The sequence below is a fragment of the Allobosea sp. genome (assembly GCF_017308075.1).
Lineage (GTDB): Bacteria > Pseudomonadota > Alphaproteobacteria > Rhizobiales > Beijerinckiaceae > Allobosea.
On the sequence record NZ_JAFKFX010000030.1, the window covers coordinates 81,656 to 106,234 of the forward strand.

At 67.3% G+C, this 24,579-nt stretch carries 23 protein-coding genes; 9 read left to right on the top strand and 14 right to left on the bottom strand.

Annotated elements, in window-relative coordinates; genetic code table 11:
- The first annotated feature begins 99 nt into the window (after positions 1-99).
- Positions 100-1,887, top strand: a complete 1,788-nt coding sequence (locus tag J0J10_RS12060; RefSeq protein ID WP_291646811.1) for a cation:proton antiporter domain-containing protein — start codon at positions 100-102, stop codon at positions 1,885-1,887.
- Here the strand turns inward: J0J10_RS12060 and J0J10_RS12065 are convergent.
- Together J0J10_RS12065 and J0J10_RS12070 are read right to left on the bottom strand one after the other, a co-directional pair.
- Complete coding sequence (locus tag J0J10_RS12065; protein ID WP_291646812.1) at positions 1,826-2,914, bottom strand: glycosyltransferase family 4 protein; 1,089 nt, start codon at positions 2,912-2,914, stop codon at positions 1,826-1,828. The genes J0J10_RS12060 and J0J10_RS12065 overlap by 62 nt on opposite strands.
- Positions 2,914-3,747 carry a UDP-2,3-diacylglucosamine diphosphatase gene (locus J0J10_RS12070; RefSeq protein WP_291634301.1) on the bottom strand — a complete coding sequence of 278 codons (834 nt, stop codon included), beginning with the start codon at positions 3,745-3,747 and terminating at the stop codon, positions 2,914-2,916. Before J0J10_RS12070 ends, J0J10_RS12065 begins: the two co-directional genes overlap by 1 nt.
- A 118-nt stretch (positions 3,748-3,865) precedes the next feature.
- Between J0J10_RS12070 and J0J10_RS12075 the strand changes: the two genes are divergently transcribed.
- The 4 genes from J0J10_RS12075 to J0J10_RS12090 all read left to right on the top strand — a co-directional run bounded on the left by J0J10_RS12075 (position 3,866) and on the right by J0J10_RS12090 (position 7,070).
- Complete coding sequence (locus J0J10_RS12075) at positions 3,866-4,645, top strand: SDR family oxidoreductase (protein ID WP_291646813.1); 780 nt, start codon at positions 3,866-3,868, stop codon at positions 4,643-4,645.
- Between the two features lie 165 nt (positions 4,646-4,810).
- Positions 4,811-5,263 carry a GNAT family N-acetyltransferase gene (locus J0J10_RS12080; protein WP_291646814.1) on the top strand — a complete coding sequence of 151 codons (453 nt, stop codon included), beginning with the start codon at positions 4,811-4,813 and terminating at the stop codon, positions 5,261-5,263.
- A 149-nt stretch (positions 5,264-5,412) separates the two neighbouring features.
- Positions 5,413-6,342: a DMT family transporter gene (locus J0J10_RS12085; protein ID WP_291646815.1), complete on the top strand. Its 930-nt coding sequence runs from the start codon at positions 5,413-5,415 to the stop codon at positions 6,340-6,342.
- 107 nt (positions 6,343-6,449) lie between these two features.
- Positions 6,450-7,070: a helix-turn-helix domain-containing protein gene (locus J0J10_RS12090; protein WP_291634293.1), complete on the top strand. Its 621-nt coding sequence runs from the start codon at positions 6,450-6,452 to the stop codon at positions 7,068-7,070.
- A gap of 39 nt (positions 7,071-7,109) precedes the next feature.
- Here J0J10_RS12090 and J0J10_RS12095 read toward each other — a convergent pair whose 3' ends face one another.
- The 9 genes from J0J10_RS12095 to lysM all read right to left on the bottom strand — a co-directional run bounded on the left by J0J10_RS12095 (position 7,110) and on the right by lysM (position 16,164).
- Positions 7,110-8,048, bottom strand: a complete 939-nt coding sequence (locus tag J0J10_RS12095; RefSeq protein WP_291646816.1) for a cytochrome c — start codon at positions 8,046-8,048, stop codon at positions 7,110-7,112.
- A 243-nt stretch (positions 8,049-8,291) separates the two neighbouring features.
- Positions 8,292-8,726 carry a c-type cytochrome gene (locus J0J10_RS12100; protein ID WP_291646817.1) on the bottom strand — a complete coding sequence of 145 codons (435 nt, stop codon included), beginning with the start codon at positions 8,724-8,726 and terminating at the stop codon, positions 8,292-8,294.
- Positions 8,727-8,858: 132 nt separating this feature from the next.
- Complete coding sequence (locus J0J10_RS12105) at positions 8,859-11,168, bottom strand: xanthine dehydrogenase family protein molybdopterin-binding subunit (protein ID WP_291646818.1); 2,310 nt, start codon at positions 11,166-11,168, stop codon at positions 8,859-8,861.
- Between the two features lie 128 nt (positions 11,169-11,296).
- A complete protein-coding gene (locus J0J10_RS12110; protein WP_291646819.1) occupies positions 11,297-12,262 on the bottom strand; it encodes a YiiG family protein in 966 nt (321 codons plus the stop codon).
- A 71-nt stretch (positions 12,263-12,333) separates the two neighbouring features.
- Positions 12,334-12,648 (bottom strand): rhodanese-like domain-containing protein, encoded by a 315-nt coding sequence (locus J0J10_RS12115; RefSeq protein WP_291646820.1) that lies wholly within the window; start codon positions 12,646-12,648, stop codon positions 12,334-12,336.
- Positions 12,649-12,668: 20 nt separating this feature from the next.
- The gene (locus tag J0J10_RS12120) at positions 12,669-13,988 is read right to left on the bottom strand and encodes a TRAP transporter large permease (protein ID WP_291634280.1); all 1,320 of its coding nucleotides are present in this window, start codon (positions 13,986-13,988) and stop codon (positions 12,669-12,671) included.
- A complete protein-coding gene (locus tag J0J10_RS12125) occupies positions 13,985-14,488 on the bottom strand; it encodes a TRAP transporter small permease (protein ID WP_291646821.1) in 504 nt (167 codons plus the stop codon). The genes J0J10_RS12120 and J0J10_RS12125 overlap by 4 nt, the downstream gene beginning before the upstream one ends.
- 8 nt (positions 14,489-14,496) lie before the next feature.
- A complete protein-coding gene (locus J0J10_RS12130; RefSeq protein ID WP_291646822.1) occupies positions 14,497-15,549 on the bottom strand; it encodes a TRAP transporter substrate-binding protein in 1,053 nt (350 codons plus the stop codon).
- A gap of 171 nt (positions 15,550-15,720) precedes the next feature.
- Entirely contained in the window at positions 15,721-16,164 is a 444-nt protein-coding gene (gene lysM / locus J0J10_RS12135) for a peptidoglycan-binding protein LysM (RefSeq protein ID WP_066472202.1), read from the bottom strand.
- Positions 16,165-16,355: 191 nt separating this feature from the next.
- Here lysM and J0J10_RS12140 point away from each other — a divergent pair, with 191 nt between their 5' ends.
- Together J0J10_RS12140 and J0J10_RS12145 are read left to right on the top strand one after the other, a co-directional pair.
- On the top strand, positions 16,356-16,790 hold the full coding sequence (locus J0J10_RS12140) for a GlcG/HbpS family heme-binding protein (protein WP_291646823.1): 435 nt from the start codon (positions 16,356-16,358) through the stop codon (positions 16,788-16,790).
- A gap of 151 nt (positions 16,791-16,941) precedes the next feature.
- The gene (locus J0J10_RS12145; RefSeq protein WP_291646824.1) at positions 16,942-18,024 is read left to right on the top strand and encodes an NAD(P)/FAD-dependent oxidoreductase; all 1,083 of its coding nucleotides are present in this window, start codon (positions 16,942-16,944) and stop codon (positions 18,022-18,024) included.
- 33 nt (positions 18,025-18,057) lie between these two features.
- On the opposite strand, the gene J0J10_RS12150 is transcribed toward J0J10_RS12145, so the two are convergent.
- The 3 genes from J0J10_RS12150 to J0J10_RS12160 all read right to left on the bottom strand — a co-directional run bounded on the left by J0J10_RS12150 (position 18,058) and on the right by J0J10_RS12160 (position 22,563).
- Positions 18,058-18,543, bottom strand: a complete 486-nt coding sequence (locus J0J10_RS12150) for a cysteine hydrolase family protein (RefSeq protein WP_291634268.1) — start codon at positions 18,541-18,543, stop codon at positions 18,058-18,060.
- A gap of 70 nt (positions 18,544-18,613) precedes the next feature.
- Positions 18,614-21,052, bottom strand: coding sequence for a glycosyltransferase family protein (locus J0J10_RS12155; RefSeq protein ID WP_291646825.1), 2,439 nt, complete (start codon positions 21,050-21,052; stop codon positions 18,614-18,616).
- Positions 21,053-21,312: 260 nt separating this feature from the next.
- On the bottom strand, positions 21,313-22,563 hold the full coding sequence (locus J0J10_RS12160) for a urate hydroxylase PuuD (protein WP_291646826.1): 1,251 nt from the start codon (positions 22,561-22,563) through the stop codon (positions 21,313-21,315).
- Between the two features lie 155 nt (positions 22,564-22,718).
- On the opposite strand from J0J10_RS12160, the gene uraH reads away from it, so the two are divergent.
- Both uraH and puuE read left to right on the top strand, forming a co-directional pair.
- The gene (gene uraH, locus J0J10_RS12165) at positions 22,719-23,072 is read left to right on the top strand and encodes a hydroxyisourate hydrolase (RefSeq protein ID WP_291634262.1); all 354 of its coding nucleotides are present in this window, start codon (positions 22,719-22,721) and stop codon (positions 23,070-23,072) included.
- Between the two features lie 72 nt (positions 23,073-23,144).
- Positions 23,145-24,569, top strand: a complete 1,425-nt coding sequence (puuE, locus tag J0J10_RS12170) for an allantoinase PuuE (protein WP_291646827.1) — start codon at positions 23,145-23,147, stop codon at positions 24,567-24,569.
- Positions 24,570-24,579: the final 10 nt, after the last annotated feature.

The window sequence follows — 24,579 nt, forward strand, 5'->3', positions numbered from 1 at the left end:
AAGTTTTCGCGAAGTAGCCTCTTGATTTTGTTGTGTTGCCGCGGCGCAGCAAGCAAAATTCCCCCATCAGCAGAATCGGCAATTCAGTTTGGGGGGCATGTGGCCGCAACGATCGACCCCTCTACCTTTCGCGACGCCGTGGTCGTGCTGGCGACGGCTGGCGTCATCGTGCCGTTCGCCAAGCGCTTCCGCGTCAATTCGGTCGTCGCCTTCGTCGCCTGCGGCGCCGTGCTGGGTCCCTACGGCCTCGGCGGCCTCGTCGCCAAGGTGCCCTTCCTCAGCACGATCACTGTCTCGGACGCCAAGGCCCTCGCCGGGCCGGCCGAGCTCGGCATCGCCTTCCTGCTCTTCGTCATCGGGCTCGAACTCTCCTATGACCGGCTGATGACGATGCGCCGATTGGTCTTCGGCCTCGGCCTCGGTCAGATCAGCCTCTCCGCCTGCGTTATCGGTGCGGTCGCCTATGGCTTCGGCCAGCCGGCTACGGCGGCGCTGATCATCGGCACGGCGCTGGCGCTGTCGTCGACCGCGATGGTGGTGGAACTGCTTTCGGCCCACCGCCGCATCACCTCCTCCGCCGGCCGCGCCAGCTTCGCGATCCTGCTCTGCCAGGACCTCGCCGTTATTCCCCTACTCTTCCTGATCAGCGTGCTCGGCGCGCAGGAAAACGGCTCGCTGCTGGCCGGCCTCGCCCAGGCGCTGCTCCAGGCGGCTGCGGCGATCGCCGCCATCATCGTGATCGGACGCTTCGCCATGCGCCCGCTGTTCCGGCTGGTCGCCTCGACCGACTCCTCCGAGAGCTTCCTCGCCGCGACGCTTCTGGTCGCGCTCGGCACCGGCCTGATCGCCGCCGCCGCCGGCCTCTCCATGGGGCTCGGCGCCTTCATCGCCGGACTGCTGCTCGCCGAGACCGAGTATCGCCGCGCCATCGAGGTCACGATCGAGCCCTTCAAATCGCTGCTGATCGGCGTCTTCTTTCTCACGGTCGGCATGAGCGTGGACCCGGCCCAGCTCGCCGCCCAGCCACTGGCGATCCTTTCGATCGCGCTCGGGCTTTTTCTCGCCAAGGCGGTGATCACCTTCCTGCTGGCGCGCTTCTTCCGGCTCGGGCGCGCGACCGCGCTGGAAAGCGCGATCCTGATCGGCCCTGGCGGCGAGTTCGCCTTCGTCCTGCTCAGCGCCTCCGTGGCGGCCGAGCTGGTCGATCGCTCGGCCTCGGGCCTTGTCCTGGCCGCGGTGTCGCTGACCATGATCGCCCTGCCACTGGCCGCCCGGCTGGCACGCATGCTGGCGGCGCATTTCGCGCCCATGGTACAGCTACCGGAGGAAGCGCAGATCCTGCCGCCCGACGATCACGCCGCCCGCGCCCTCGTCGTCGGCTGCGGCCGCGTCGGCCGGCTCGTCGGCGAGATGCTGGAGCAGCACAAGGCGCCCTTCCTGGTGATCGACGCCGACCCCGCCCTGGTTTCGAGCCAGCGCCGGGCCGGCCGCCCCGCCTTCTTCGGCGATGCGACCAAGCCGGAATTCCTGCGCCTCTGCGGATTGCAGGAAGCGACCGCGCTGATCGTGACGATCGACAACCAGCGTGCGGTCGACGAGATCGTCAGGGCCGCGCGCGAGATGCGGCCCGACCTCGTGATCGTCGCCCGCGCCCGCGATGCCAGGCACGCCCGCCATCTCTACGAGATCGGCGTCAACGACGCCGTGCCTGAGACCATCGAGGCCAGCCTGCAATTGTCGGAAGCCGCGCTGGTCGGGCTCGGCGTGCCGATGGGCCTGGTCATCGCCTCGGTGCATCAGCGCCGCGACGATTTCCGCGCCGAGCTCAAGCCGGCGAGCGCGCCCGGCCGTTCCCTTCCGCGCCACGCCCGCTCGCGAAGGCTGTGACGCTCTGCACCGGCGCTTGCCGCGCCGCCTGCGCGGCCCGGCGGATATGCCCGTAGAACTGCTCGGCGCTGCTCTGCCAGCTATGGCGGGCGGCGAGCTGCGGCCCCGCCTCGCGCGGCAATCTGAGTGCCGAAAGCGCCGCCTGGCGCAGGTCCTCGTGCAGCACGGCGGCATTGCTGCCGGCGAAGACGTCGCTCGGCCCCTGCACCGGAAAGGCCGCGACCGGCAGGCCGCTGGCGGCGGCCTCGAGCAGGACGATGCCGAACGTGTCGGTCAGGCTCGGAAAGACGAAGACGTCGGAGGAGGCGTAGATCGCCGCGAGCTCCTCGCCCTCGCGCGCGCCGAGGAAATGCGCCTCGGGAAAGGCGCGCTTCAGGTCGCCCAGGGCCGGCCCGTCGCCGACCACGACCTTGCTGCCTGGCAGGCGCAGCGACAGGAACGCCGCGAGATTCTTCTCGACCGCAACCCGGCCGACGCTGAGAAAGATCGGCCGCGGCAGGTCGAGCACGCTCGCAGACCGCGGATGGAACAGCGAGAGATCGACGCCGCGGCCCCAGCGCAGGATGCGCTCGAAGCCATGCTCGCGCAGCTCGGCCTCGACCGTCGCCGTCGAGACCATCACCCCGGCCGCCGGTGCATGGAAGCGGCGCAGGAAGCGATAGCTCCAGCTTTCGGGGATCGGCCAGCGCGCCGCGACATATTGCGGGAAGCGGGTGTGGTAGCTCGTGGTGAAGCTGCGCTTCTGCGCCAGGCAGGCCGCCCGCGCCAGCCAGCCGATCGGCCCTTCGGTCGCGATGTGGATATGGTCGGGGCCGAACTCGGCGATGCGTTTCGCCACCTGCTGCTGGCTGGCCAGCGCGATCCGGATATCCGGATAGGACGGCAGGCCGACCTGCCGGAAGCCTTCAGGCGTCAGCATCTGCGCCGTGACGCCGAAATCGGGCGCTGCCTCGAACATCCGCTCCAGCGAGCGCACGACGCCGTTGATCTGCGGCCGCCAGGCGTCGGTGGCGATCAGGACGCGCATCAGGCGGCCTCGCCAACCAGCACCGGCGCCGGCCGCTGCGGGGCGGATGCGGCCGACAGGCCCGGATTCTCGCCCCTGAAGCGATGCTGCGGCCAGCGGATGATTTCGAAGCGGCCGTCATCATGCTCGACGACCGCCGTGCAGCTCTCGACCCAGTCGCCGGTGTTGATGTAGTCCAGCCCGTCGATCCGGCGCTGCGTCGCGTGGTGGATATGGCCGCAGATCACGCCGTCGGCCTTGTGCCGCCTCGCCTCGTCGGCCAGGCACTGCTCGAACTCGCCGATATAATTGACCGCGTTCTTGACCTTGTGCTTGGCCCAGGCCGAGAGCGACCAGTGCGGCAGGCGCAGGGTCCGGCGCACCTTGTTGATCCCGTGGTTCAGGACGAGGGCGACGGTGTAGGCCCAGTCGCCGAGCAGCGCGAGCCATTTGGCGTTGCGCACGACGAGATCGAACAGATCGCCATGGATCACCAGCATCCGCCGGCCATCGGCGGTCTCGTGAATGATCTCGTCGACCAGCGTGATGCCGCCGAATTGCAGCCCGGTGTAGTCACGCAGGAAATCGTCATGATTGCCGGTGACGTAGACCAGCTTCGAGCCCTTGCGGACCTTGCGCAGCAGCTTCTGCACGACGTCGTTATGGGCCTGCGGGAAATACCAGCCGTTCTTCAGACGCCAGCCGTCGATAATGTCGCCGACCAGATAGATCCGCGGCGCGTCATAGGCCCGCAGAAACTCGAGAACGAGATCCGCCTGCGCCCCGCGCGTACCTAGATGCAGGTCGGAGATGAAGATGCTGCGAACCTGCTTGGCGTCGCTGTCGTCGCTCATGTGCCACCGGCCCGCCCTGTTGCGATGCCTGCGGCGTGTGTCTGATTTGCACTACGCTTTGATGACGCGGCCGGAAAACCGTGCTTTGGCTCAGGCACTGGAAATTCGGAGGAACACTATGGATCTGGGAATCGCCGGCCGCACCGCCATCGTCTGCGCCTCGAGCAAGGGGCTGGGACGCGGCTGTGCCCAGGCGCTGGCCGAGGCCGGCTGCACCGTCGTCATCAACGGGCGCGACGCCAAGACCCTGGAAGAGACCGCGAGCGCGATCCGCGCCAGCACCGGCGCGACTGTGATCGCAGTCGTCGCCGACGTCTCGACCAAGGCCGGCCAGCACGCGCTGCTCGCCGCATCGCCGGAGGTCGACATCCTCGTCAACAACAATGGCGGCCCGCCACCCAAGCCCTTCCGCGAGGTGACGCGCGAGGCGCTGCTCGAAGGCGTCGCGCAGAACATGGCGACTCCGCTCGAGCTGACGCAAGCCGTGGTCGACGGCATGATCGCGCGCGGCTTCGGTCGCATCGTCAACATCACCTCGGCGAGCGTGCTGACGCCGCTGACCGGGCTCGACGTCTCCTCCGCCGCCCGCGCCGGCCTCACCGCCTTCCTCGCCGGCGTGGCGCGCGAGGTCGCCCATGCCAACGTCACCATCAACAACATCCTGCCTGGCGTCTTCGCCACCGACCGCCTGACGAGCTCGACCAAGCGCGTCGCGGCGATGAAGGGCATTTCGGAAGACGAAGTCATGAAGCTGCGCCGCGCCGAGATCCCGGCCGGCCGCTTCGGCGAGGCCGAGGAGTTCGGCAAGCTCTGCGCCTTCCTCGCCAGCGTCCATGCCGGCTACATCACCGGCCAGAACTTCCTGATGGATGGCGGCTCGTTCCGCGCCAACTTCTGACACCAGCAATACAGCCCTCATCCTGAGGAGCCGCGCAGCGGCGTCTCGAAGGAAGCTCCAGGAGGCTCCGGAACCATCTGGAGCATCCTTCGAGACGGCCCTATCAGGCCTCCTCAGGATGAGGTCGAGAAACTCCGGACACCGCGGCAGGCCAACCCAACCCCCATGACCATCGCCTATCGCAACGCCGTCCCGGACGACACGCCCGACTGCATCACCCTGCGCGGCATAACCCGCGAGAACGCCATCTCGGTCGCGGAACTGGCGGAGCGCGGCATCACGCTGGAGAGCTGGCGCGACGCGATCGCCGATGGCAGCCTGCCGGGCCATGTCGCAACCGAGGACGGCAAGATCGTCGGCTACTGCTTCGGGCATGCCGACAGCGGCGAGATCGCGGTCCTCGCTTTGCTCCCGAGCCATGAGGGCAAGGGCATCGGCAGGAAACTGCTCGCGCTGATGGTCGAGGACCTTCGGCAGCGCGGCCTCACACGGCTTTTCCTCGGTTGCTCGGCCGATCCCAAGGTGCGCTCCCACGGCTTCTACCGGCATCTCGGCTGGCGCTCGACCGGCGGCTTCGACGAAGCCGGCGACGAGGTTCTGGAATACACGCTGCGCTGACCCCGCCGGCGAGGACATGCGCCCTGCCGATGGCCGGCGCGTCCCACGCCCTGCCGGTCGGCTCTGCAAGATCGACGCTTTGAACCACTCCAGCCTCGTGGTCTAAGCAGTCCTGTACAAGTCTCCTCCCCCACGCCCCGAACTTCGCTTTGTCCCCTCTTCTCGGCATCAGCTTCAAGCTGCTCTCGGCTTTGTCCTTCACGCTGATGTCGGCGGCGATCAAACTGCTCGCCGCGCGCTATCCGACGGGCGAGCTGGTGTTCTTCCGCTCCTTCTTCGCCCTGATCCCGCTGGTGATCTGGCTGTCCTGGCGCAGCGAGTTCCCGAGCGCCCTCAAGACCAGCAATCTGCGCGGCCATATGAAGCGCGGGATCATCGGCTCGACCGGCATGTTCCTCGGCTTTTCTGCCCTGCATCTGCTGCCGCTCTCGGATGCGGTGGCGATCGGCTACGCCGCCCCGCTGATCCTGGTGGCGCTGGCCGCCCTGATCCTCAAGGAGAAGGTCCGGGTCTATCGCTGGACGGCAGTCGGCGTCGGCTTCCTCGGCGTGCTCTTGATGCTTTTCCCCCATATGAAGCCGGATGCGTTCGCGCAGGGGCTGTCGGGCGCTCCCGCCATCGGCGCGCTGCTGGCGCTCGGCGGCGCCTTCTGCTCCGCCTTCGCCTCGGTCGAGGTGCGCATGCTCACCCGCACGGAGAAGACCGGCGCCATCGTCTTCTACTTCATGTCGCTGACCTCCCTGCTCGGCCTGCTGACGATTTTTCTCGGCTGGACCATGCCCAACTGGCAGGAATTCCTGCTGCTGGTGACGATCGGCGTACTCGGCGGCCTCGGCCAGATCCTGCTGGTGCAGGCCTATCGCTATGGCGATGCCTCGCTGGTCGCGCCCTTCGAGTATTCGACGATGATCTGGGCGACTGCGCTCGGCTGGTTCTTCTTCGGCGAATGGCCGGCGGCGGCGGTCATCACCGGCTCGCTGATCGTCATCGCCTCCGGGATCTATGTGATCCTGCGCGAGAAGCAGCTCGGCCTGCTGAAGCGCGAGACCCGCGAGGTCGGCCCTTCGCGCTCGACCTGACGCGGAAGCCTTTGCTTGCTGCTTGGAGCAATCCGAGGCATTGTCCGCCAATACAAACGATCGTTCGCTTTCCCAAACGAGCGGTGAAGCGATGAGGCAAGGATCCTATGGGCATCGAAACCAGAGAACGTGGCGGCCGCGAGATGGAGTCCGGCGCGCAGGTGATCTCCGGTCAGCTCGGCAAGACGATCCAGCGGCTGCGCAAGGCCTATAATCTCTCGCTCTCGGAACTCGCCGAGCAGTCCGGCGTCGCCAAGTCGATCATCAGCCAGATCGAGCGGAACGAAACCAATCCGACGCTCGCGACGATCTGGCGGCTGTCGCAGGCGCTCGACGTCTCGATCGAGCGGGTGCTCTCCTCGAATGAGGAAGAGGCCTTCATCGAGAAGATCGTCCGCCCGGACACGCCGATCCTGGTCTCCGAGGACGGCAAGCTCCGGCTCGCCATCATCGGCTGGATCAAGACCGTCGAATGGCTGCAATGGTACGAGGTCAGCGCCGAGCCGGGCGGCGAGCTCGATTCCGAAGGCCACCAGCGCGGTTCGATCGAGTCGCTCTCGGTCAGCGCCGGCGAGTTCGAGGTCGAGGTCGGCGGCATCACCCAGCGCGCCAAGGCCGGCGAGACCCTGCGCTATCGCTGCGACCGTCAGCATGTCGTGCGCTGCGTCGGCGACAAGCCGGGCACCGCCCTGATGGTCTGCATCCTCAAAGCGGCGGTGATGGACTGAGCGCCCGGCGGCGACCTCTGCCACCTGCAGCGGAGCCTATCAGCCGCCCGACGCGGGTTTGGGCGGCCGCGGCGGTCCCTGCACCGGCGGCAGCGATTTCAGGTACTCCGCCATCGCCAGCCGGTCGGCCTCGGGAAGCTGCGCCGTGTTGCGCACCACCGCCGCCATCGAGCCGCCGACGCTGTCGAACTCCGGCGTGAAGCCCGATTTCAGCAATTCGGCAATCTCGGACTTGGACCATTTGCTTAAGCCGTCCTCCGACTGCGTGATGTTCGGCACCCAGCCCTTGCCTTCCGGATCAGGCCCGCCAGCATAGCGCGTCGCCTGGACGATCGCGCCGAGACTGTTGCGGGCGGAATGGCACTCGGCGCAATGGCCGGGCCCCTGCACCAGATAGGCGCCGCGATTCCACTCGTCGCTCTTCGTCGGATCGGGCTTGAACGGCGCCCCGTCGAAGAAGAGCAGCTTCCAGCCACCGACCATGCGGCGGATGTTGAAGGGGAAAGGCAGCTCATGCGGCGGGGCCCTACCCTCGACCGCCGGCAACGTACGGATATAGGCCAGCAGATCGGCCAGCGCCTTCGGCGTCATCAGCCGGTAGGAGGTATAGGGGAAGGACGGATAGAGGTGCTGGCCCGCGGGCGAGACGCCGGCCGCCATCGCCTGGATGAAATCGGCCGTGCCCCAGTTGCCGATGCCGTCGCGCGTATGCGGCGAGATGTTCGGGGCGTGGAACTTGCCGAAGGGCGAGCCGAGTTCGAGCCCGCCGCCGAGCCGCGTCTTGTCGTCCTGGCCCGGCGTCGCATGGCAGGAGGCGCAGCCGCCCGCGGCGAAGAGCAGCTTGCCGTTCTCGATATCCGGCTGCGGCAGGGTCCCGATCTCCGGCCCCGGCGAGACCACGCGCGGATCGGTGAGGACGAAGAAGCCGGCGATGCCCGCCAGAGCGAAGACGAGGAGGGTTATCAGCAGGCGGCGCATCGGTTCCTCATCTGTGGCCCGTCATGTCCAAGGCAGTTTCGGCCAAGAAGGCCCGGCCGAAAAGCCCGTCGGTCAAGAACGGCCCGACACCTCGTCGAAAACAAGCGCCGTCATTCCGGCCGCGGCGCAGCGGCGCGCCGAAATCCATCATAGGGCTCAATGCGCTACGATGGATTCCGGAGCTGCGCACCTGCGCTGCTTGTCCGAAATGACGGCTGCAAAGGACCTCGCTGGCGAGGCCCCTCACTTCTTGATGCGGTAGGCCTCGTGGCAGCTGCCGCAATTCTTGGTGGCGTCGCCGAACGCCGCGCGGAACGTAGCCAGATCCGTCGCGCTGGCAGCGCCCTTGGCCGCATCGGCCTCGAACTTGGCGAAGGCCGTCTTGAAGCCGGCCTGGTCCTCCCAGACCTTCGGGGCGGCCGTGGTCTCGCCGCCGGTCTTGGAATTGTCCGGGAACAGGGCCGGGACCTTCTTGGCCGCGTCGCTGTAGACCTTGAAGATGCCCTTCACCTTGGCAGCGTCGAACGGCGCCTCGCCCTTGGCGATGGCCGCGCCTTCACGGGTCGCCGCGCCGACGCTCTTCATCGCGTCCTTGCGCTCTGCGATCGGGTTCGACTGAGCGACGACGGCAGAGACGCCGATGGCGAGGCCAAGGGCGACGAGAGCAGTGCGGATCATACGCTATATCCTCTGGAAGGCTGGCGCCGGGACCGGCGCCGTTTGGAACGCTTCCAGATCAACCGATGACGATGACGGCGCCAAGTCGCATTCGTGTGAAATTGTTTGCGCGAATGCAAACTCGATCTTGCATCAACCTCCGTATCCGGCCGCCCGCAGCGCCGCGAACACCTTGGCGGGCGTCGCCGGCATATCGATCGCCTTGATGCCCGCTGCCCGGTTCAGCGCATCGACCATGGCGTTCATCACCGCCGGGCAGGCCCCGATCGCTCCGGCCTCGCCCGCACCCTTCACACCGATGGCGTTGGTGACGCAGGGAACGTTGCGCGTCTCGAAATGGAAGTTCGGGATGTCGATGGCGCGCGGCAGGGCATAGTCCATGAAGGTCGCGGTCAGCATCTGACCGGACGAGTCGAAGCGGATCTCCTCCATCAGCGCCTGGCCGATGCCCTGCGCCGCGCCGCCATGGACCTGGCCCTGCAGCATGATCGGGTTCAGCGTCACGCCGAAATCGTCGACCACGACATAGTTCTGGATTTGCGTCTCCCCGGTCGCGGGATCGACCTCGATCTCGACCACATGGGTGCCGTTCGGATAGGTCGCCTCCGGCGGCGTCCAGCTCTGGTGGACGCTGAGCTGCTCGGCCTTGGCGCCCGGCAGATTGGCGATCGCCTTGAGGTCGAGCTTCTTGTCGGTACCCACGATGCGCACAGCCCCGTCGACGATCTCGAGATCGCCGGCGCTGGTCTCGAGTGCCTCCGAAGCGAGGTTCTTGAGATTGTCGGCGAGGATGCCCGTCGCCGCGTTCAGCGCCGCGCCGCCGACCGGGATCGAGCGCGAACCGCCCGTTCCCGAGCCGGTGGCGACCTTGTCGGTATCGCCCTGGACGACGCGGATCCTGTCCATCGGGATGTCGAGATGCTGGGCGACGAGTTGCGAATAGGCGGTCTCGTGGCCCTGGCCGTTCGACTGGGTGCCGATCAGCACGGTGACGGTGCCGTCTTTCTCAAGGATGACGGTCGAGCTTTCCGGCCCGCCGCCGCCGCAGGCCTCGATATAGCAGGCGAGGCCGATGCCGCGGAGCTTGCCGGCCTTGGTCGAGGCCTTCAGCCGGGACTTGAAGCCCTTCCAGTCCGCCACCTCCATGGCGCGGCGCATATGGCCCTCGAACTCGCCGGAATCATAGACCGGGCCGGTCTGCGTCTTGTGCGGCATCTCGCTCGGCTTGACGAAATTGAGCGCCCGCACGGCATCCGGCGTCTTGCCGGTCTCATGGGCGATCGCGTCGACGAGCCTCTCGATCAGATAGGCAGCTTCCGGCCGCCCGGCGCCGCGATAGGCGTCGACCGGCGTCGTATTGGTGAAGACGCCGCGGAAGCGGACATACACGGCCGGGATATTGTAGCAGCCCGGCGTCATCGTCGTGCCGACCCAGGGGATGAAGGGCCCATATTGCGAGAGATAGGCGCCCATATCGGCGGCGAGATCGACCTTGAGGCCGATGAACTTGCCGCGCTTATCGAGCGCCATCGTCGCCGTCGTCAGATTGGCGCGGCCATGGGTGTCGGCGAGGAAATGCTCGGTCCGGTCGGCGACCCAGCGCACCGGGCGCTTCAGCTTCTCGGCCGCGACCATGGTCAGCGGGTATTCGCGATACATGAAGATCTTGGTGCCGAAACCGCCGCCGACATCGGGCGTGATCACCCGAATCCGGGCAGGATCGACCTTCAGAATGTTCTTGGCGAGGATATCGCGCGTACCATGGCTGCCCTGGCTGCCGAGCGTCAGCGTCCAGCGCTTGGTCGCCTTGTCGTATTCGGCGATGCAGGCGCGCGTCTCCATGTAGTTGGAGGCGAGCCGGTTGTTGACGATGGTCACCGAAACGGTGCGCTCGGCCCTGGCGAAGGCCTTCTCGGCCTTCTCGCGGTCGCCCTGCTCGGCCTCGAAGGCGACATTGCCGGCACGGCCGGGCCAGACCTGCGGCGCCGATTTCTCCAGCGCCGCTTCGATGCCGGTGATCGAGGGCAGCGTCTCGAATTCGATCTCGATCGCCTCGGCGGCATCGCGCGCCTGGTCGAGCGTCTCGGCGACGATGAAGGCGATCGCCTCGCCGACATGGCGTACCGTATCGACGGGCAGGACCGGGACATCCGTCGGCTTGACGTTCTCGCCCGAGATTTCCTTGATCAGCCCCTTGCAGGGGATGTCACCGAGATCGGCGACATCCTCGCCTGTCAGGATCAACTTGACGCCCTTGAGCTTCAGCGCCGCCTGCTTGTCGACGATCCTGAAGCGCGCATGCGCGTGCTGGGAGCGCAGCACATAGGCGTGCAGCGCGCCTTCGATCGCGGTGTCGTCGGTATAGCGGCCCGTGCCGGTGGTCAGGCGCTGATCCTCGACCCGGCGAACCGGCTGGCCTACTCCGAACTTCATGGGGCGCATGGCGGTGTCCTCGGAATTGTTCGAAAGAGAGTCTGAAACAGGCTCGGCTTGCAGTCAGCCCCGGCTGGATGCCTGCCCCATTGCACGCAACGCAGGCCGGCGGCGCCTTTTTCGGGACGAGGGGTCCGTCAGCGCGCCATCCGCACCGCGGTATCGGCGAGCGAAACCATGGTATTGTAATTGGTGATCAGCCAGTTCGCGTCATTGGCCGCGCCCCTTCGGACATCGCCCTTCGACTTGCCGAGCTTCTCGCGGAAATCCCTGGCCTTGCCGAGCCAGGAACTCGCCTGCGATTCGATGAAGGGCACGCCCTTGGGCTCGCGCTCCTTGAAATCGTCCATCTCGCGCACCGCGGCGGCATAGCCGGCGACCGCCACGTCGAACGCCTTGAGATCGACGATCGGGCTTTCATTGCTCGGCATCAGGTCGACGACGGCACGAGCGTTGATCATGATGTTGCGGACCTGCCAGCGCGCCGACTTGCCTTCGCGCGCCTCGATCGCCGCCAGCTCTTTGGCGTCGAGATCGCGCTTGAAGACGCGCATCTGGCGATCGAGCGTCGCGCGCTCCTGCAGGAGGGCCTTGGCGGCCGGCACCATCTGCTCGTGCAGCTTGCGCCCTTCCGCGGCGCCGTCGTCGCGATAGTCCTTGCGCTCGTAATAGCGCTCGGCCCGCGTGATCAACGGCGCCAGCGCCTGATAGGCTGCGATATAGCGCCGGATCGTCTGGTCGATCTCGGGCAGCGCAGGATCGCGCACCGTCGCCTGCTCGGCCGCCGCGATCTCGCTGTTGACGTCGTAGAGGCTGTAGAGCCCGTAGGAGATGTAGCGTTCCTTGCCGGTCGGCCCCTTCTTCATGTCGACCCAGCTCGCATAGCGCTCCCAGGACTGATTGGCGCGCAGCGTCCGGTTCATCAGGGCCGTGTAGGCGTTGGATTTCGAGATCGCCGCCTGAAGACCGGCATCGCCCGCCGGGGTCGCGGCCGGAGCGGCTGCCCCCTGGGCCAGGCCGGAAGCCGGAACAAGGGCCGTCAGTCCGCAGGTCATCAGCGCCAGCGCCAAGGTTGCGGAGCGAAGATGGATTCTAGACGGCATGCCGCATTCCCGATCCTGCCGGCCGGCATCGCAGCCGGCGGCGCTTGAACCCATTCGGCCCCAAAGGCCGCTCAGCGCTCGACCGGCTCGCCATGCATGACCCAATCCTTGAAGCCGCCACTATAATGGCTATCGACATCGAGGCCAGCCGATTGGGCGAATTCCATGGCGCGCAGCGAGCGCACGCCCGCGGCGCAGGAGAGCACCAGTCGTTTGCCCGGCTCATTCGGCAGATCGGCCGGATCGAACTGCGAGAGCGGCCGCGACAGCGAGCCGGGGATGCGCCCGGCGGCGAATTCATGCGGCTCGCGCACGTCGACGATCAGGATGGAGCCGGCGGCGAGCCCTGCCTTGACGGCGTCGATGTCGAGGTCGTTCACGATCATGCCCTTGCTCCGGCGGCGCTTCAGTTCAGGAGCTTGACCAGATAGAGGCTCAGGGCCGGAAATGCCACGCAGATGCCGAGGCGAATGATGTCGGAGGCGACGAAGGGCAGCACCCCGCGATAGATCCGCGTGATCGGCACGTCGCGCGCCAGCGAGGCGACGACGAAGACGTTGAGACCGATCGGCGGGCAGGTCATGCCGATTCCGACGACGATCAAGACGAGGATGCCGAACCAAATCGCGATGTCGTCGACCGGCATGCCGAAGTCGAGCGCGGTGACGATCGGGAAGAACACCGGCAGCGTCAAAAGGATCATGGCGAGCTCGTCCATCACGCCGCCGAGCACGATGTAGAACAGCAGCAGCCCGATCAGCACCGTATAGGGCTGCCAGCCCGAGGCCGCGATCATCTCGGCCGCCGCGGTCGGCACCTGCGTCAGGGCGAGGAAGGCGTTGAAGACCTCGGCCCCGAGCAGGATCGCGAAGATCATCGCCGAGGTCTCGGCGGTCTGGAGGATCGCCTGCTTGATGCCCTCGAAGCCGAGCGTGCGGCGGAACAGGCCGATCGCCAGCATGATGAAGGCCCCGACAGAGGCGCCCTCGGTCGGCGTGAAGATGCCGCCATAGATGCCGCCGACCACGATCACCGCGACCGCCAGCGCCGGGATGACACCGATCAGCAGCGGCCAGCGTTCGCGCCAGGGAATGCGCTCATGCGCCGGGCCGAGCGTGGCGTCGCGCCGCGACATGATCCCGATGGTCAGGCAGTAGAACGCCGTCGCCATCAGCCCGGGGATCAGCGCCGCCTGGAACAGCTTGGCGATGTTCTGCTCGGTCGAGATCGCATAGACGACGAGAATGACCGAGGGCGGGATCAGGATTCCGAGCGTGCCGCCGACCGCCGTGACGCCGCAGGCGAAGCCCGGATCGTAGCGATAGCCGCGCAATTGCGGCAGCGCCGCGCGGGCGAAGGTCGCGGTGGTCGCGACCGAGGAGCCGCAGATCGCGCCGAAGCCGGTGCAGGCGCCGATCATCGCCATGCCCAGCCCGCCGCGGCGGTGACCGATGAAACCGGAAGCGGCCTTGAACAGGTCCCCCGCCAGCCCCGAGCGCTCGGCGAAAGCCCCCATCAGCACGAAGAGCGGGATCACCGAGAGCGTGTAGTTGGCGAAGATCTGGTAGGGGGTGGTGCGGATATAGTTCAGGAAGGGCTCGAGCCCGTTGAGCTGAACATAGCCGGCACTGCCGACGACGAGCATGGCGAGCCCGATCGGCAGGCGCAGCGCCATCAGCGCCAGCATCACGCCGAAACCGGTAAGAGCCAGGGAGAAGCCGCTCATCGCGACGGTCTCATGAGGCGGCTCGCGCTGACGAAGGCGGCGAGCGCGACGAAACCCGCAAGCACGGCGCAGACCGCAATCGGCAGATAGCTCGGCAATTGCAGAACCATGGTGTTCTCGCCGCTGACGAAGGCCGAGCGCGCACCGACGCCGAGCCGCCAGGCGATCAGCGCCATGGCGAGCCCGTAGACCACGTCCCAGAGCGCATCGAGCCCATCGCGCCAGCGCCGCGGCAGTTTGAGCGTGAAGGTGTCGACGAAGATATTGCCGCGCCGGAGCTGGCAGAGGGGCAGGAAGCAGAAGGCCGCGACCGCCGTCGCCATCTGCACCAGCTCGAAATCGCCGGGCACGCCAGCTGCGCCGACCAGGTCGCTGCGCAGGGTGACGCTGACCACGACCATGGTCGCCAGCCCGACCAGCAGCGCCCCACCGATGAGCGCCACCGCCTCCGCCACCGCGTCGATCCGCGATGGCGGCCTATCGCCCAGCTCGTCCGCCATCCGTCGGTTCAGGCCGCGTTCTGGTGCTTGGCGAGCGCGGCACGGGCGGCGGCGAGCAGCTTTTCGCTGTCGAGGCCCTTGTCCTTGGCGGTCTTTAGCCAGCCCTCGATCACCGGCTCGGTGGTCTTGCGCCAGCGCGCCGCCTCGGCCTCGTCGATCGTGATGATGTTGTTGCCGCGCTTCTTCACCATCTCGGCGACGACCACCGCCTGCTCGTCCCAGACCTTGCCGGCCATCGCGGCCGCCGCGGCACCGGCGTTCTTGTCGATGATCGCCTTCAGGTCTGGCGCGAGCCCGTCATATTTCGCGCGGTTCATCGCCAGCACGAAGGTCGCGACATAGAAGGTCGGCGAGCCCGGGATCTCGGTGTGGTTCTTGACCAGTTCCTGCACCTTGATCGACGGCACGACCTCCCAGGGCACGACGCAGCCGTCGATGACGCGCTGGGCCAGCGATTCCGGCACCTGCGGGATCGGCATGCCGATGGCGTTGGCGCCGAGCGCGCGCAGCGCCTCGCCGGCGAGGCGGGTCGGGAAGCGCAGCTTCAGACCCTTCAGGTCCTCCATCGTCTTCACCGGCTTGTTGGCGTGGATCAGCCCGTGATCATGCGCCCAGAAGCAGATCGGCTTGATCTCCTTGAACTCGTCCTTGAGGTGCTGCTCGGCATAGTCGGTGAGCGCCAGCGAGTTCACCAAAGCGCGCTTGTTCGGCACGAAGGGCAGCTCGAACGCCTCGATGCCGGTGAAGCGGCCGGGCGTGTTGCCGGGCAGGGTCCAGACGATGTCGACGACGCCGTCGCGCGCCTGGTCGAAGAGCTGCGGCGGCGTGCCGCCGAGCTGCATGGACGGGAAGATGTCGATCTTGATGCGGCCGTTCGAATCGGCCCCGACCTTGTCGGCCCAGGGCTTCAGGAACTTGGCGTGCCCGTTCGAGACCGGCGGCAGGAAGTGGTGCATGCGCAACGTCACTTCCTGGGCGTTCGCCCGCGTGGCACGCAGCACCGCCGGCGCGGCCACCGCCGAACCGGTCAGCATCAAGAATTTGCGACGGTCAAAATTCATCGGTCCCCTCCCCGGGATCGCGCTCGCTTCGTCTGCCCCTCGCAGAGCTTTTCGCGCCCATACCGGCCGCGTGCCCCGTCTCGTCCAGTCACATGACGGCCAAATCCGACGCGAAGCAAGCCCGGCTCCACCGGGAACCGGGCTTGCTCGACGAATTGGCTATGCCGTTTCTCAGGCCTGCGGCGGGATGCGCAGCACCCAGCCCGGCATGATCAGGTCGGGATCCTTCACCGGCGGCGTATTGGCCTTGACGATCTCGGTGTATTTGGCGCCCTGGCCCTTGCCGTAATGCACCTCGGCGATCTTCCAGAGCGTGTCGCCCTTCTTCACCGTGTAGAACACGGCGGCGGGCGCCTCCTTGTTGACGATCAGCTCCGATTCCACCGAGGCGACCCCGGTCGTGTTGCCGAGCGCCAGGATGATCTTCTCGGCCTCCTCGGTCGAAACCGCGTTGCCGCTGACCTTGACCTTATCGCCCTCGACCTTGACCTCGACGCCGGCCGGCAGGCCATGGCTGGCGAGTTCCTTCTGCAACTCCTCGGAGGTCGCCGCCTTGGCAGGGCTCGATCCGAAGATTTTCGATCCGGCTTCCTTGATGAAACTGAACAAGCCCATGGGACGTCCTCCTGTAGCTGGGGGCCCATGAAGCCCGCTCGGCGTCACAAGTTCAAGACAGAACTCCAGACCGCGCCCCGACCGGGAGAAGCGCTTCCGCACGGCGCGGACGACTGGCAGAAGCGTCGGAGCTGCCGGACCGGCGCCGGAGCGCGCGCCCTCGCGAGCCCTCCGTCCACAAGGGATACGCCATGACCATGCTCACTCTCGATCAGGCCCGCACCATCGTCGACGGCGCGCTCAAGCATGCGCGCGAGCAAGGCTTCAAGCCGCTCGCCATCGCCGTGCTCGATGCCCGCGGTGCCCAGAAGCTCTTCATCGCGCAGGACGGCACCAGCCTGAAGCGCGGCGAGATCGCGCTCGGCAAGGCCAATGGCGCGGTTGCGCTCGGCGTCGGGCCGCGCGCCCTCAACAAGATGGCTCTGGAACGCCCGCATTTCATCAGCGGCGCCTCGCTCGCCATCGGCGGCTCGCTCGTTCCGGTGCCCGGCGGCGCGCTGATCCGCGATGCGGACGGCGCCCTGCTCGGCGTCATCGGCATCTCCGGCGACACCTCCGACAATGACGAAGCCGCGGCGCTGGCCGGCATCGCCGCCGCCGGGCTCGTCGCCGACACCGGCGCCTGAGCCAGGTCGCCCCGCCGCGCGCAGCGGGAAGCCATGCAGCGATGCGACGGCCGGGCTACGGCGTGTCGCATTGCCTTGCGGCTGAATTTGCGGCAACGGAGGGCGCCCGAGGCGAGGGCGCGCCTCTGCCAGCCTCCACAGGGATTGCATCATGACCGCCGCGACCGCCAACGAGAACCTGCCCGCCAGCGAGATCATCGAAACCGATGCGCTGATCATCGGCGCGGGCCCTTGCGGCCTGTTCACCGTGTTCGAGCTCGGCCTGCTCGACATCAAGGCCCATCTCGTCGACATCCTGCCGAAGGTCGGCGGGCAGTGCGCGGAACTCTATCCCGAGAAGCCGATCTACGACATTCCCGGCTTCCCGCTCGTCACCGGCCAGCAGCTGGTCGACAATCTGATGGAGCAGATTCGGCCGTTCGGGCCGAGCTTCCACCTCAACCAGATGATCGAGGCGGTCGAGGTCCTCGGCACGCCCGAGGCCCCGCGGTTCCGGCTGCGCACCGATGCCGGCACGGTCTTCGACGCCAAGACCGTGCTGATCGCCGCCGGCGGCGGCTCCTTCCTGCCGAAGAAGCCGCCGATCCCCGGCATCGAGGCCTATGAGAACCGCAGCGACGGCAGCGGCGTCTATTACGCCGTGCGCAAGATGGAGATGTTCCGCGACCGCGAGATCCTGATCGTCGGTGGCGGCGATTCGGCCCTTGACTGGACGCTGAGCCTGCAGCCGCTCGCCAAGCGTGTCACGCTGATGCACCGCCGCGACGATTTCCGCGCCGCGCCGCATTCGGTCGAGCAGATGCGCGCCCTCGTCGCTTCCGGCGCCATGGACCTGAAGATCGGCCAGATCACCGGCCTGCGCGGCGACGGCACGACGCTCGAGGCCGCGATCTGCCGCGACAACGCCAATGCCGCCTTCGAAGTCCCCTGCGGGACGCTGCTGCCCTTCTTCGGCCTGACCATGAAGCTCGGGCCGATCGCCGATTGGGGCCTGAATCTCCACGAGAACCTGATTCCGGTCGACACCGAGAAGTTCGAGACCAACGTCCCCGGCATCTTCGCCGTCGGCGACATCAACACCTATCCGGGCAAGCTGAAGCTGATCCTCTCCGGCTTCCACGAGGCCGCACTCGCCGCCCAGAAGGTCCACCGCTACGTCTATCCGGAGAAGCGGCTGACCTTCCAGTACACGACCTCGTCGAGCTCGCTCCAGAAGAAGCTCGGCGTCGCCTGAGGCGCGGATACCGGCGGACCAACGCCGCCGGATTCACGCCGTCCGTGGATCGGCCAGTCCGAGCTCGCGGCTGGTGATCACGTGCCTGAAATGGTGACGCCAGAGCCGGACGCCGAGTTCGCCCGAGCGATCCAGCGAGGAGCCGACGGTCAGGTCGCTGATCAGCGTCGGCATCAGCCCCGCATCGAACAGCGCAAAGCCGGCGGCGAGGACGCAAGTATCGGTCTGGATGCCGCAGACCAGCACGCGCTCCGGATTCAGGTTCTTCAGATGGGCGACCGTCTCGGGAGGCGGCCCATAGCCGTGCTTCACATGGACGAGGTCCGCCGCTATCAGGCTGTCATCGTCCGGCGCCGGGGCCCAGCCAAGCTGGCGCCGGAACGGCGTGACGGCTTCGTCATGGCGTTCGACCGTAGCGACCGAAGGCATGCTCCCGATCAGTCTGCCGATCCCCTCGACCAACCATTCCGGCGGATCGAAGCCGGGTTGCACGTCGATGATCAGGAGCGCCTGTTGCATGGCGCTTCATAACTTCCGGCCAGGAGGAAGGCGAGCCTCCGGCCGCAGCTGCGCAGCCGGACGCGCCGGGCTAATGCGCCGATGACGAGGCGGTGAGGTCGGGCGACGGGCGAGCCGGCTTGCGTGGCGCGACAGGCAGGGCTGCCGGCGTCACGGGCACGGTTTCCGGCGCCTGCTCGGCCACGGCGCTCTCCTCCTGCGGCTCGCTAACACGATCGCGCAGTTCTGCGATCGCGCCTTCCAGCGGCCTGAAGACGAAGCGGACCTTGTGCTTGCCGGCGGGGACCTTGACCGCCCGGAACAGGACATTGGCCTTGAGGATCTCGACTTCCGTGCCGTCGAGCTCGGCGCGCCACCAGGGATGCCAGATGTCGTTGAGCACGACGAAGCCGGCCTGGGCGCTTGCGACCTCGATCTCGACCTCGGTATTGCCGTAGCGCTTGAGTTTGACCTCGCCCTGGGCGCGGCTCGGCCCCTCGGCGACGCCCTCGCCCGGCTCGCTGTCGAGCAGGACGACCTGTAGTGGGTCGGCATCCGGCCATTTGCCGGCCGTCTTCATCCCCTCGAAATCGGCGAGCTGCCAGCCGCCGACGAACTGCACGCGCGGCAAGGCGCGCGGGTTCTCGTAGATGAAGCCGTCCTTGGTGTAGGCGGCGAGCTTGAGATCGCCCGGCCGCAGCGTCCGGTCGACCTGGCCGATCGGCACGCGCGAAGCGATGTAGCGCAGGCCGAGGAAATCGGCGAGCCGGCAGCGATAGGACGGGAACAGCGGCGTGAAGACGCGCTGGTCCGGCCCGGCGATCGAATCGCGCGTGCCGACGGCGTCCGAGAAATCGGCAAGCCGCAGCGGGTTGTAGCCCAGCGTATGGTCGAAGCCGTGGATCATGCCGGCATTGGGCCATTCGAAGCCGAGGCCGAGCAGCTCGACCCGGTCCCGCCGCGGCGAGTCGGCGGGCTGCGCCGTCAGCCGCTTGAGCACGGCGACCGTCTCGTTCTGCGTCTCCGGCCGCAGCACGTCGTAGAGCTCGGGCGCCAGCGCCGTCGACTCGTTCGGACCGTTGTTGAACGCGAGATCGGCGCCGACGGCGGCCGTGACGATCAGGCTCGCCGCCAGAGGGCCGATCGCGGCGCGCCAGCGCGTCAGGGCGAGAACGATGCCCCCGGCGAGCGCGAACCAGAGCCCCGCAATCGCGCTCGGCCACCAGGCATCGCCGAGATGGCCTTCGCGCTGCGCGACCAGCAGCGCCCCGGCGATCAACGCCGCGAGCACCAGCGCCACGATGCCGAGATCGCGCCAGGGGGCCTTCGCCTTCTCCTCGGTCAGGAGCCGGTGCAGCAGATAGCCCGAGAGCACCGCGCCGAGCGCCCCGATCAGGAAAGTCGCGTCGGCAGGCCGGCGGAACGCCTTGACCCCGGGCAGGTACTCATAGGCGAGGTGGAAGAACGGCGTGTAGCGCCCAAGCGAGAACAGCACCATCAGCACGAACAGGATGGTGAAGGGCCGGATCGCCCTGTCCCAGAGCCAGCCACGGCTGAGACCCGGCGCGATCAGCAGCAGGAAGGGCAGCGCCCCGACATAGACCTGCCCCATGTTCTGCGACAGGAACAGCTCCTTGGCGTCCCATTGCGGGCTGTAGGGCCCCCAGAAGTCGACGGCCGGGTCGCTCGCGCCGAACAGGTCGCCGATGAAGGCGGTGAGCAGCGAGGCCGGGTGCAGCGAGCCCCTCCCCGCCTCGACGAAATCGACCGCCGGGCGCGTCGTCGCCTCGGCGAACAGCCAGGTCCAGAGCAGCGGCACGGCGATGGTCGCGATACCGGCGACGGAGGCCGCGGCGATCGGCGCGAGGCTGGCGCGGAAGCCCGCCTTGCCTTCCGCGATCCAGTGGGAAACCACCATGCCGACGAGGACATAGGCGCCGAGCAGCGCGACCTGGTCGGGATCGAGCACCATCATCCCGGAGGCCAGCCCGGCGAGGAACCCATAGAGCAGCGAGGAACGCTGCAGCATGCGCGCCGTCAGCCAGAGGGAGAGCGCGAAGAAGGCGAGGCTCGAAATCTGCCCGACATGCTGGACGCGCCAGGCCGCCGAGGCGCCGAAGGCGAAGACCAGCGCCGCGAGCAGGCCCGCCGCCGGATGCCAGCCGCGGTCGCGGAAGAACATCAGCAAGGCGAGGCCGCCGACAAGGAGATGCGCCAGCACATAGGCGTCGACCGCCCGGAAGCTCGGCGAAGGGTTGATCAGCGCCAGCAGGATCGCCGGCGAGAAGATCAGCGATTGCGGATCGGCGATCTGCGGCGAGCCACCGAAGACGTTATGCGTCCAGAACGGCGACTGGCCGGAATGCAGCGCCTGCGCGAGGAACTGGATCTGCGCCTGGAAATGCGCCTTGGCGTCGAATGGAATCGTCACCGCCCCGGAGAGCCAGGGCCAGCACAGCGCCACCCAGGCGCACAGGAACAGCACGGCCGCCAGCTTGTAGCCGGCACCCTTGGTCGATGCGTGGTCCAACTGGACCCCCCGGTCCCTGGGGCGCGCCCACCGCCCGCTTGCCGGGGGGTTGTTCACGCCGATTTGAACAGGCCGGAAAAATGCGGCCCGCGACGTGAACCGAAACTGAATGAAACCGGCGCGCCGTTCAGATTCACGCGGCAGCGTCAACGCGCCGCTACCAGGGTCGCGGAATCTGGTTCTCAGCCCTCACCCTAGGGAGCGATCGCAGATCGCGTCTCGAAGGATGAGGACGGAAGAAAAGGCATTCCCGACACAGTTCAGCGCTTCTGCGCCACCCAGGCGGCGAGCTGGCGCCGCTCATCCCTGGTCATCCCCGACAGATTGTTCGGCGGCATGGCATGGGTCATCACCGCCTGCACGCCGATCGCATGGCGCTGGCGCGCGATCAGCTCCGGCTCGTGCAGATAGACGCCCTTCGGCGCGACCCCGATGCCGGGCCAGGATGGCTCCGGCGCATGGCACATGGCGCAGCGCCCGGTGACAATGTTGGCGACCTCGGCCGGCGGCGGCACCAGCCCGGCCAGCATGATCGGCTTGCTCTCCGGCAACGGCTTCAGGCCGAGCCGCTCGCGCCCGCCGGGCGAGGAGGCCATCGCGCCCCAGAAGGCGAGCCAGAGCGCCAGCGCCGCCACCGCCCAGGTCCACCAGGGTGATTTCGCATGGTCGGCATGGCGGACATTGTAGAAGTGGCGGATCAGCGCGCCGGCGACGATCACGAGCGCGACCAGAACCGGGATCACCGCCGAATTGGCGTAGGTCACCGGGTAATGGTTCGCCAGCATCAGGAACAGCACCGGCAGGGTGATGTAGTTGTTGTGCAGCGAGCGCTGCTTGGCCTGCTTGCCGTATTTCGGATCGGGCACCTCGCCGGCGACCATCGCGGCGATGGTCTTGCGCTGGTTCGGCATGATCACGAAGAAGACGTTGGCCGACATGATCGTCGCCATCAGCGCGCCGGTATGGATCAGCGCGCCGCGGCCTGAGAAGACACTGGAGAAGGCCCAGCTCGCTGCGATGACATAGCCGAAGCCGAGCAGCCCGAGCACGACGTCGTTCCTGCCCAGCGGCGACTTGCAGAGCAGGTCGTAGAACAGCCAGCCGCCGGCCAAAGCCGCAATGCCGATCGCCCCTGCCGCGAAGGGCGAGAGCGCCATCACCGCCGGGTCGATCAGATAGAGTTCCGACTGGGCGTAATAGACCCAGACCAGGAGGAAGAAGCCGGAGATCCAGGTCCAGTAGGCCTGCCATTTGTGCCAGGTCAGTTCCTTCGGGAGCACCTCCGGCGCGACCAGATATTTCCGCATCGCGTAGAAGCCGCCGCCATGCACCTGCCAGGCGAGGAACTGGGTCGGCTGGCCGGCCGCGTTTTTGGGCGCGTCGGGCGCCGCCCTGAGCGAGGCGTCGAGATGGATGAAGAAGAAGGACGAGCCGATCCAGGCTATGGCGGCGATCACATGCAGCCAGCGCAGCAGCATGCCGCCCCATTCCATGAGATAGGCCTCAAGCATGCGGCGTCTCCGCGAAGGCGCCTCGGCGCGCGAATTGACAGGGCAGATTCGGGGATGGAACTTGCATGCGGCTTCCAGACTAGGTTCGGCCTTTTCCGGAACGCAAGCATCATTCCCGCCGCGCTCCCGCGGCTTCACCAGCGAAAGGATCAGGCATGGGGCGCTTGTCGACGCATGTGCTCGACACGGTCAATGGCAGGCCGGCAGCGGGGGTACGCCTCACGCTCGATTGGATCGCTCCGGACGGCTCGCGCAATCGCGTTCTGGAAACCCAGACCAATGCCGATGGCCGCACCGATGCCCCCTTGCTGAGCGGCACGCTGACGACAGGCTGCTACGAGCTGAGCTTCCGCATCGGCGACTATTTTCGGGGACTCGGCACGGCCCAGCCGGAGCCGGCCTTCCTCGACCAGGTACCGATCCGCTTCGGTATCGCCGAGCCGGAGGGGCACTATCACGTGCCGCTTCTCGCCTCGCCCTGGAGCTACTCGACCTATCGCGGCAGCTGAGGCGAAACGATTCCGTTTCCAACGCCTTACGCGCCGCTCCTGAATCACCTCCGCATGGACTTGAATCTAGCTATGAACCCCTCATCCTATCCGCGCGACCTCGTCGGCTATGGCCGCACCCCGCCGCATCCGCACTGGCCGGGCGAGGCGCGGATCGCGGTGCAGTTCGTGATCAACTACGAGGAAGGCGGCGAGAACTGCACGCTGCATGGCGACGCGGCCTCGGAAGCCTTCCTCTCCGAGATCGTCGGCGCCGCGCCCTGGCCCGGCCAGCGCCATATGAACATGGAGTCGCTCTACGAATACGGCTCGCGCGCCGGCTATTGGCGGCTCTGGCGGATGTTCACGCAGCGCAAGCTGCCGGTCACGGTCTTCGCCGTCGCGTCGGCGCTGCAGCGCTATCCCGAGATCGTCGCCTCGATGCAGGAGGCCGGCTGGGAGATCGCCACGCACGGGCTGAAATGGATCGATTATCGCGACCTGCCAGCCGAAACCGAGCGCGCCCATATCGAGGAAGCGATCCGCATCCAGACCGAGCTCTCCGGGGAGCGCCCGCTCGGCTGCTATCAGGGCCGCACCTCGGTCAACACCATTCCCCTGACCATGGCGGAAGGCGGCTTCCTCTACACCGCCGACGTCTATGCCGACGAACTGCCCTACTGGCTCGAAGGCCCGCATGGCCCCCAACTCGCCGTGCCCTATACGCTCGACGCCAACGATATGCGCTTCGCGACGCCGCAGGGCTTCAACAGCGGCGACCAGTTCTTCGCCTATCTCAAGGACTCGTTCGACACGCTCTATGCGGAAGGCGAGACCGCCCCGAAGATGCTGTCGGTCGGCCTGCATTGCCGCCTCGTCGGCCGCCCGGGCCGCGCCGCGGCCCTCGCCCGCTTCCTCGATTATGTCCAGAGCCATGAGCGCGTCTGGGTCGCGACCCGGCTCGACATCGCCCGCCATTGGGTGCGGACGCATCCGCCCGCCGGCGGCTATCGCCCCTCGGCCGTGCCGAAAGCGCTGTTCGTCGAGGCCTTCGGCCGCATCTGGGAGCATTCGCCCTGGATCGCCGAGGCGACCCATGCTGCCGGGCTCGGGCCACAGCATGACGGCGCCGAGGCGCTGCACCGGGCGATGGTCGCGGTGATGCGCGCCGCCCCGCGCGAGCGGCAGAAGGCGCTGCTCCTCGCCCATCCGGACCTTGCCGGCAAGATCGCTGCGGCGGGAGAGCTGACGCCGGAATCGGCCGGCGAACAGGGCTCGGCCGGGCTCGACCGGCTGACCTCGGATGAGCGCGCCCGCTTCACCGCGCTGAACGAGGCCTACAAGGCCAGATTCGGCATTCCCTTCATTCTCGCGGTGAAGGGGCTGACGAAGGCGGACATCCTCGCCGCCTTCGAGGCCAGGCTGAAGAGCACGCCGGAGCAGGAGTTCGAGACCGCACTGACGCAGGTCGAGAAGATCGCCCTGATCAGGCTGAGGGACCTGCTGCCGGCCAGCTAGAACACGCCGC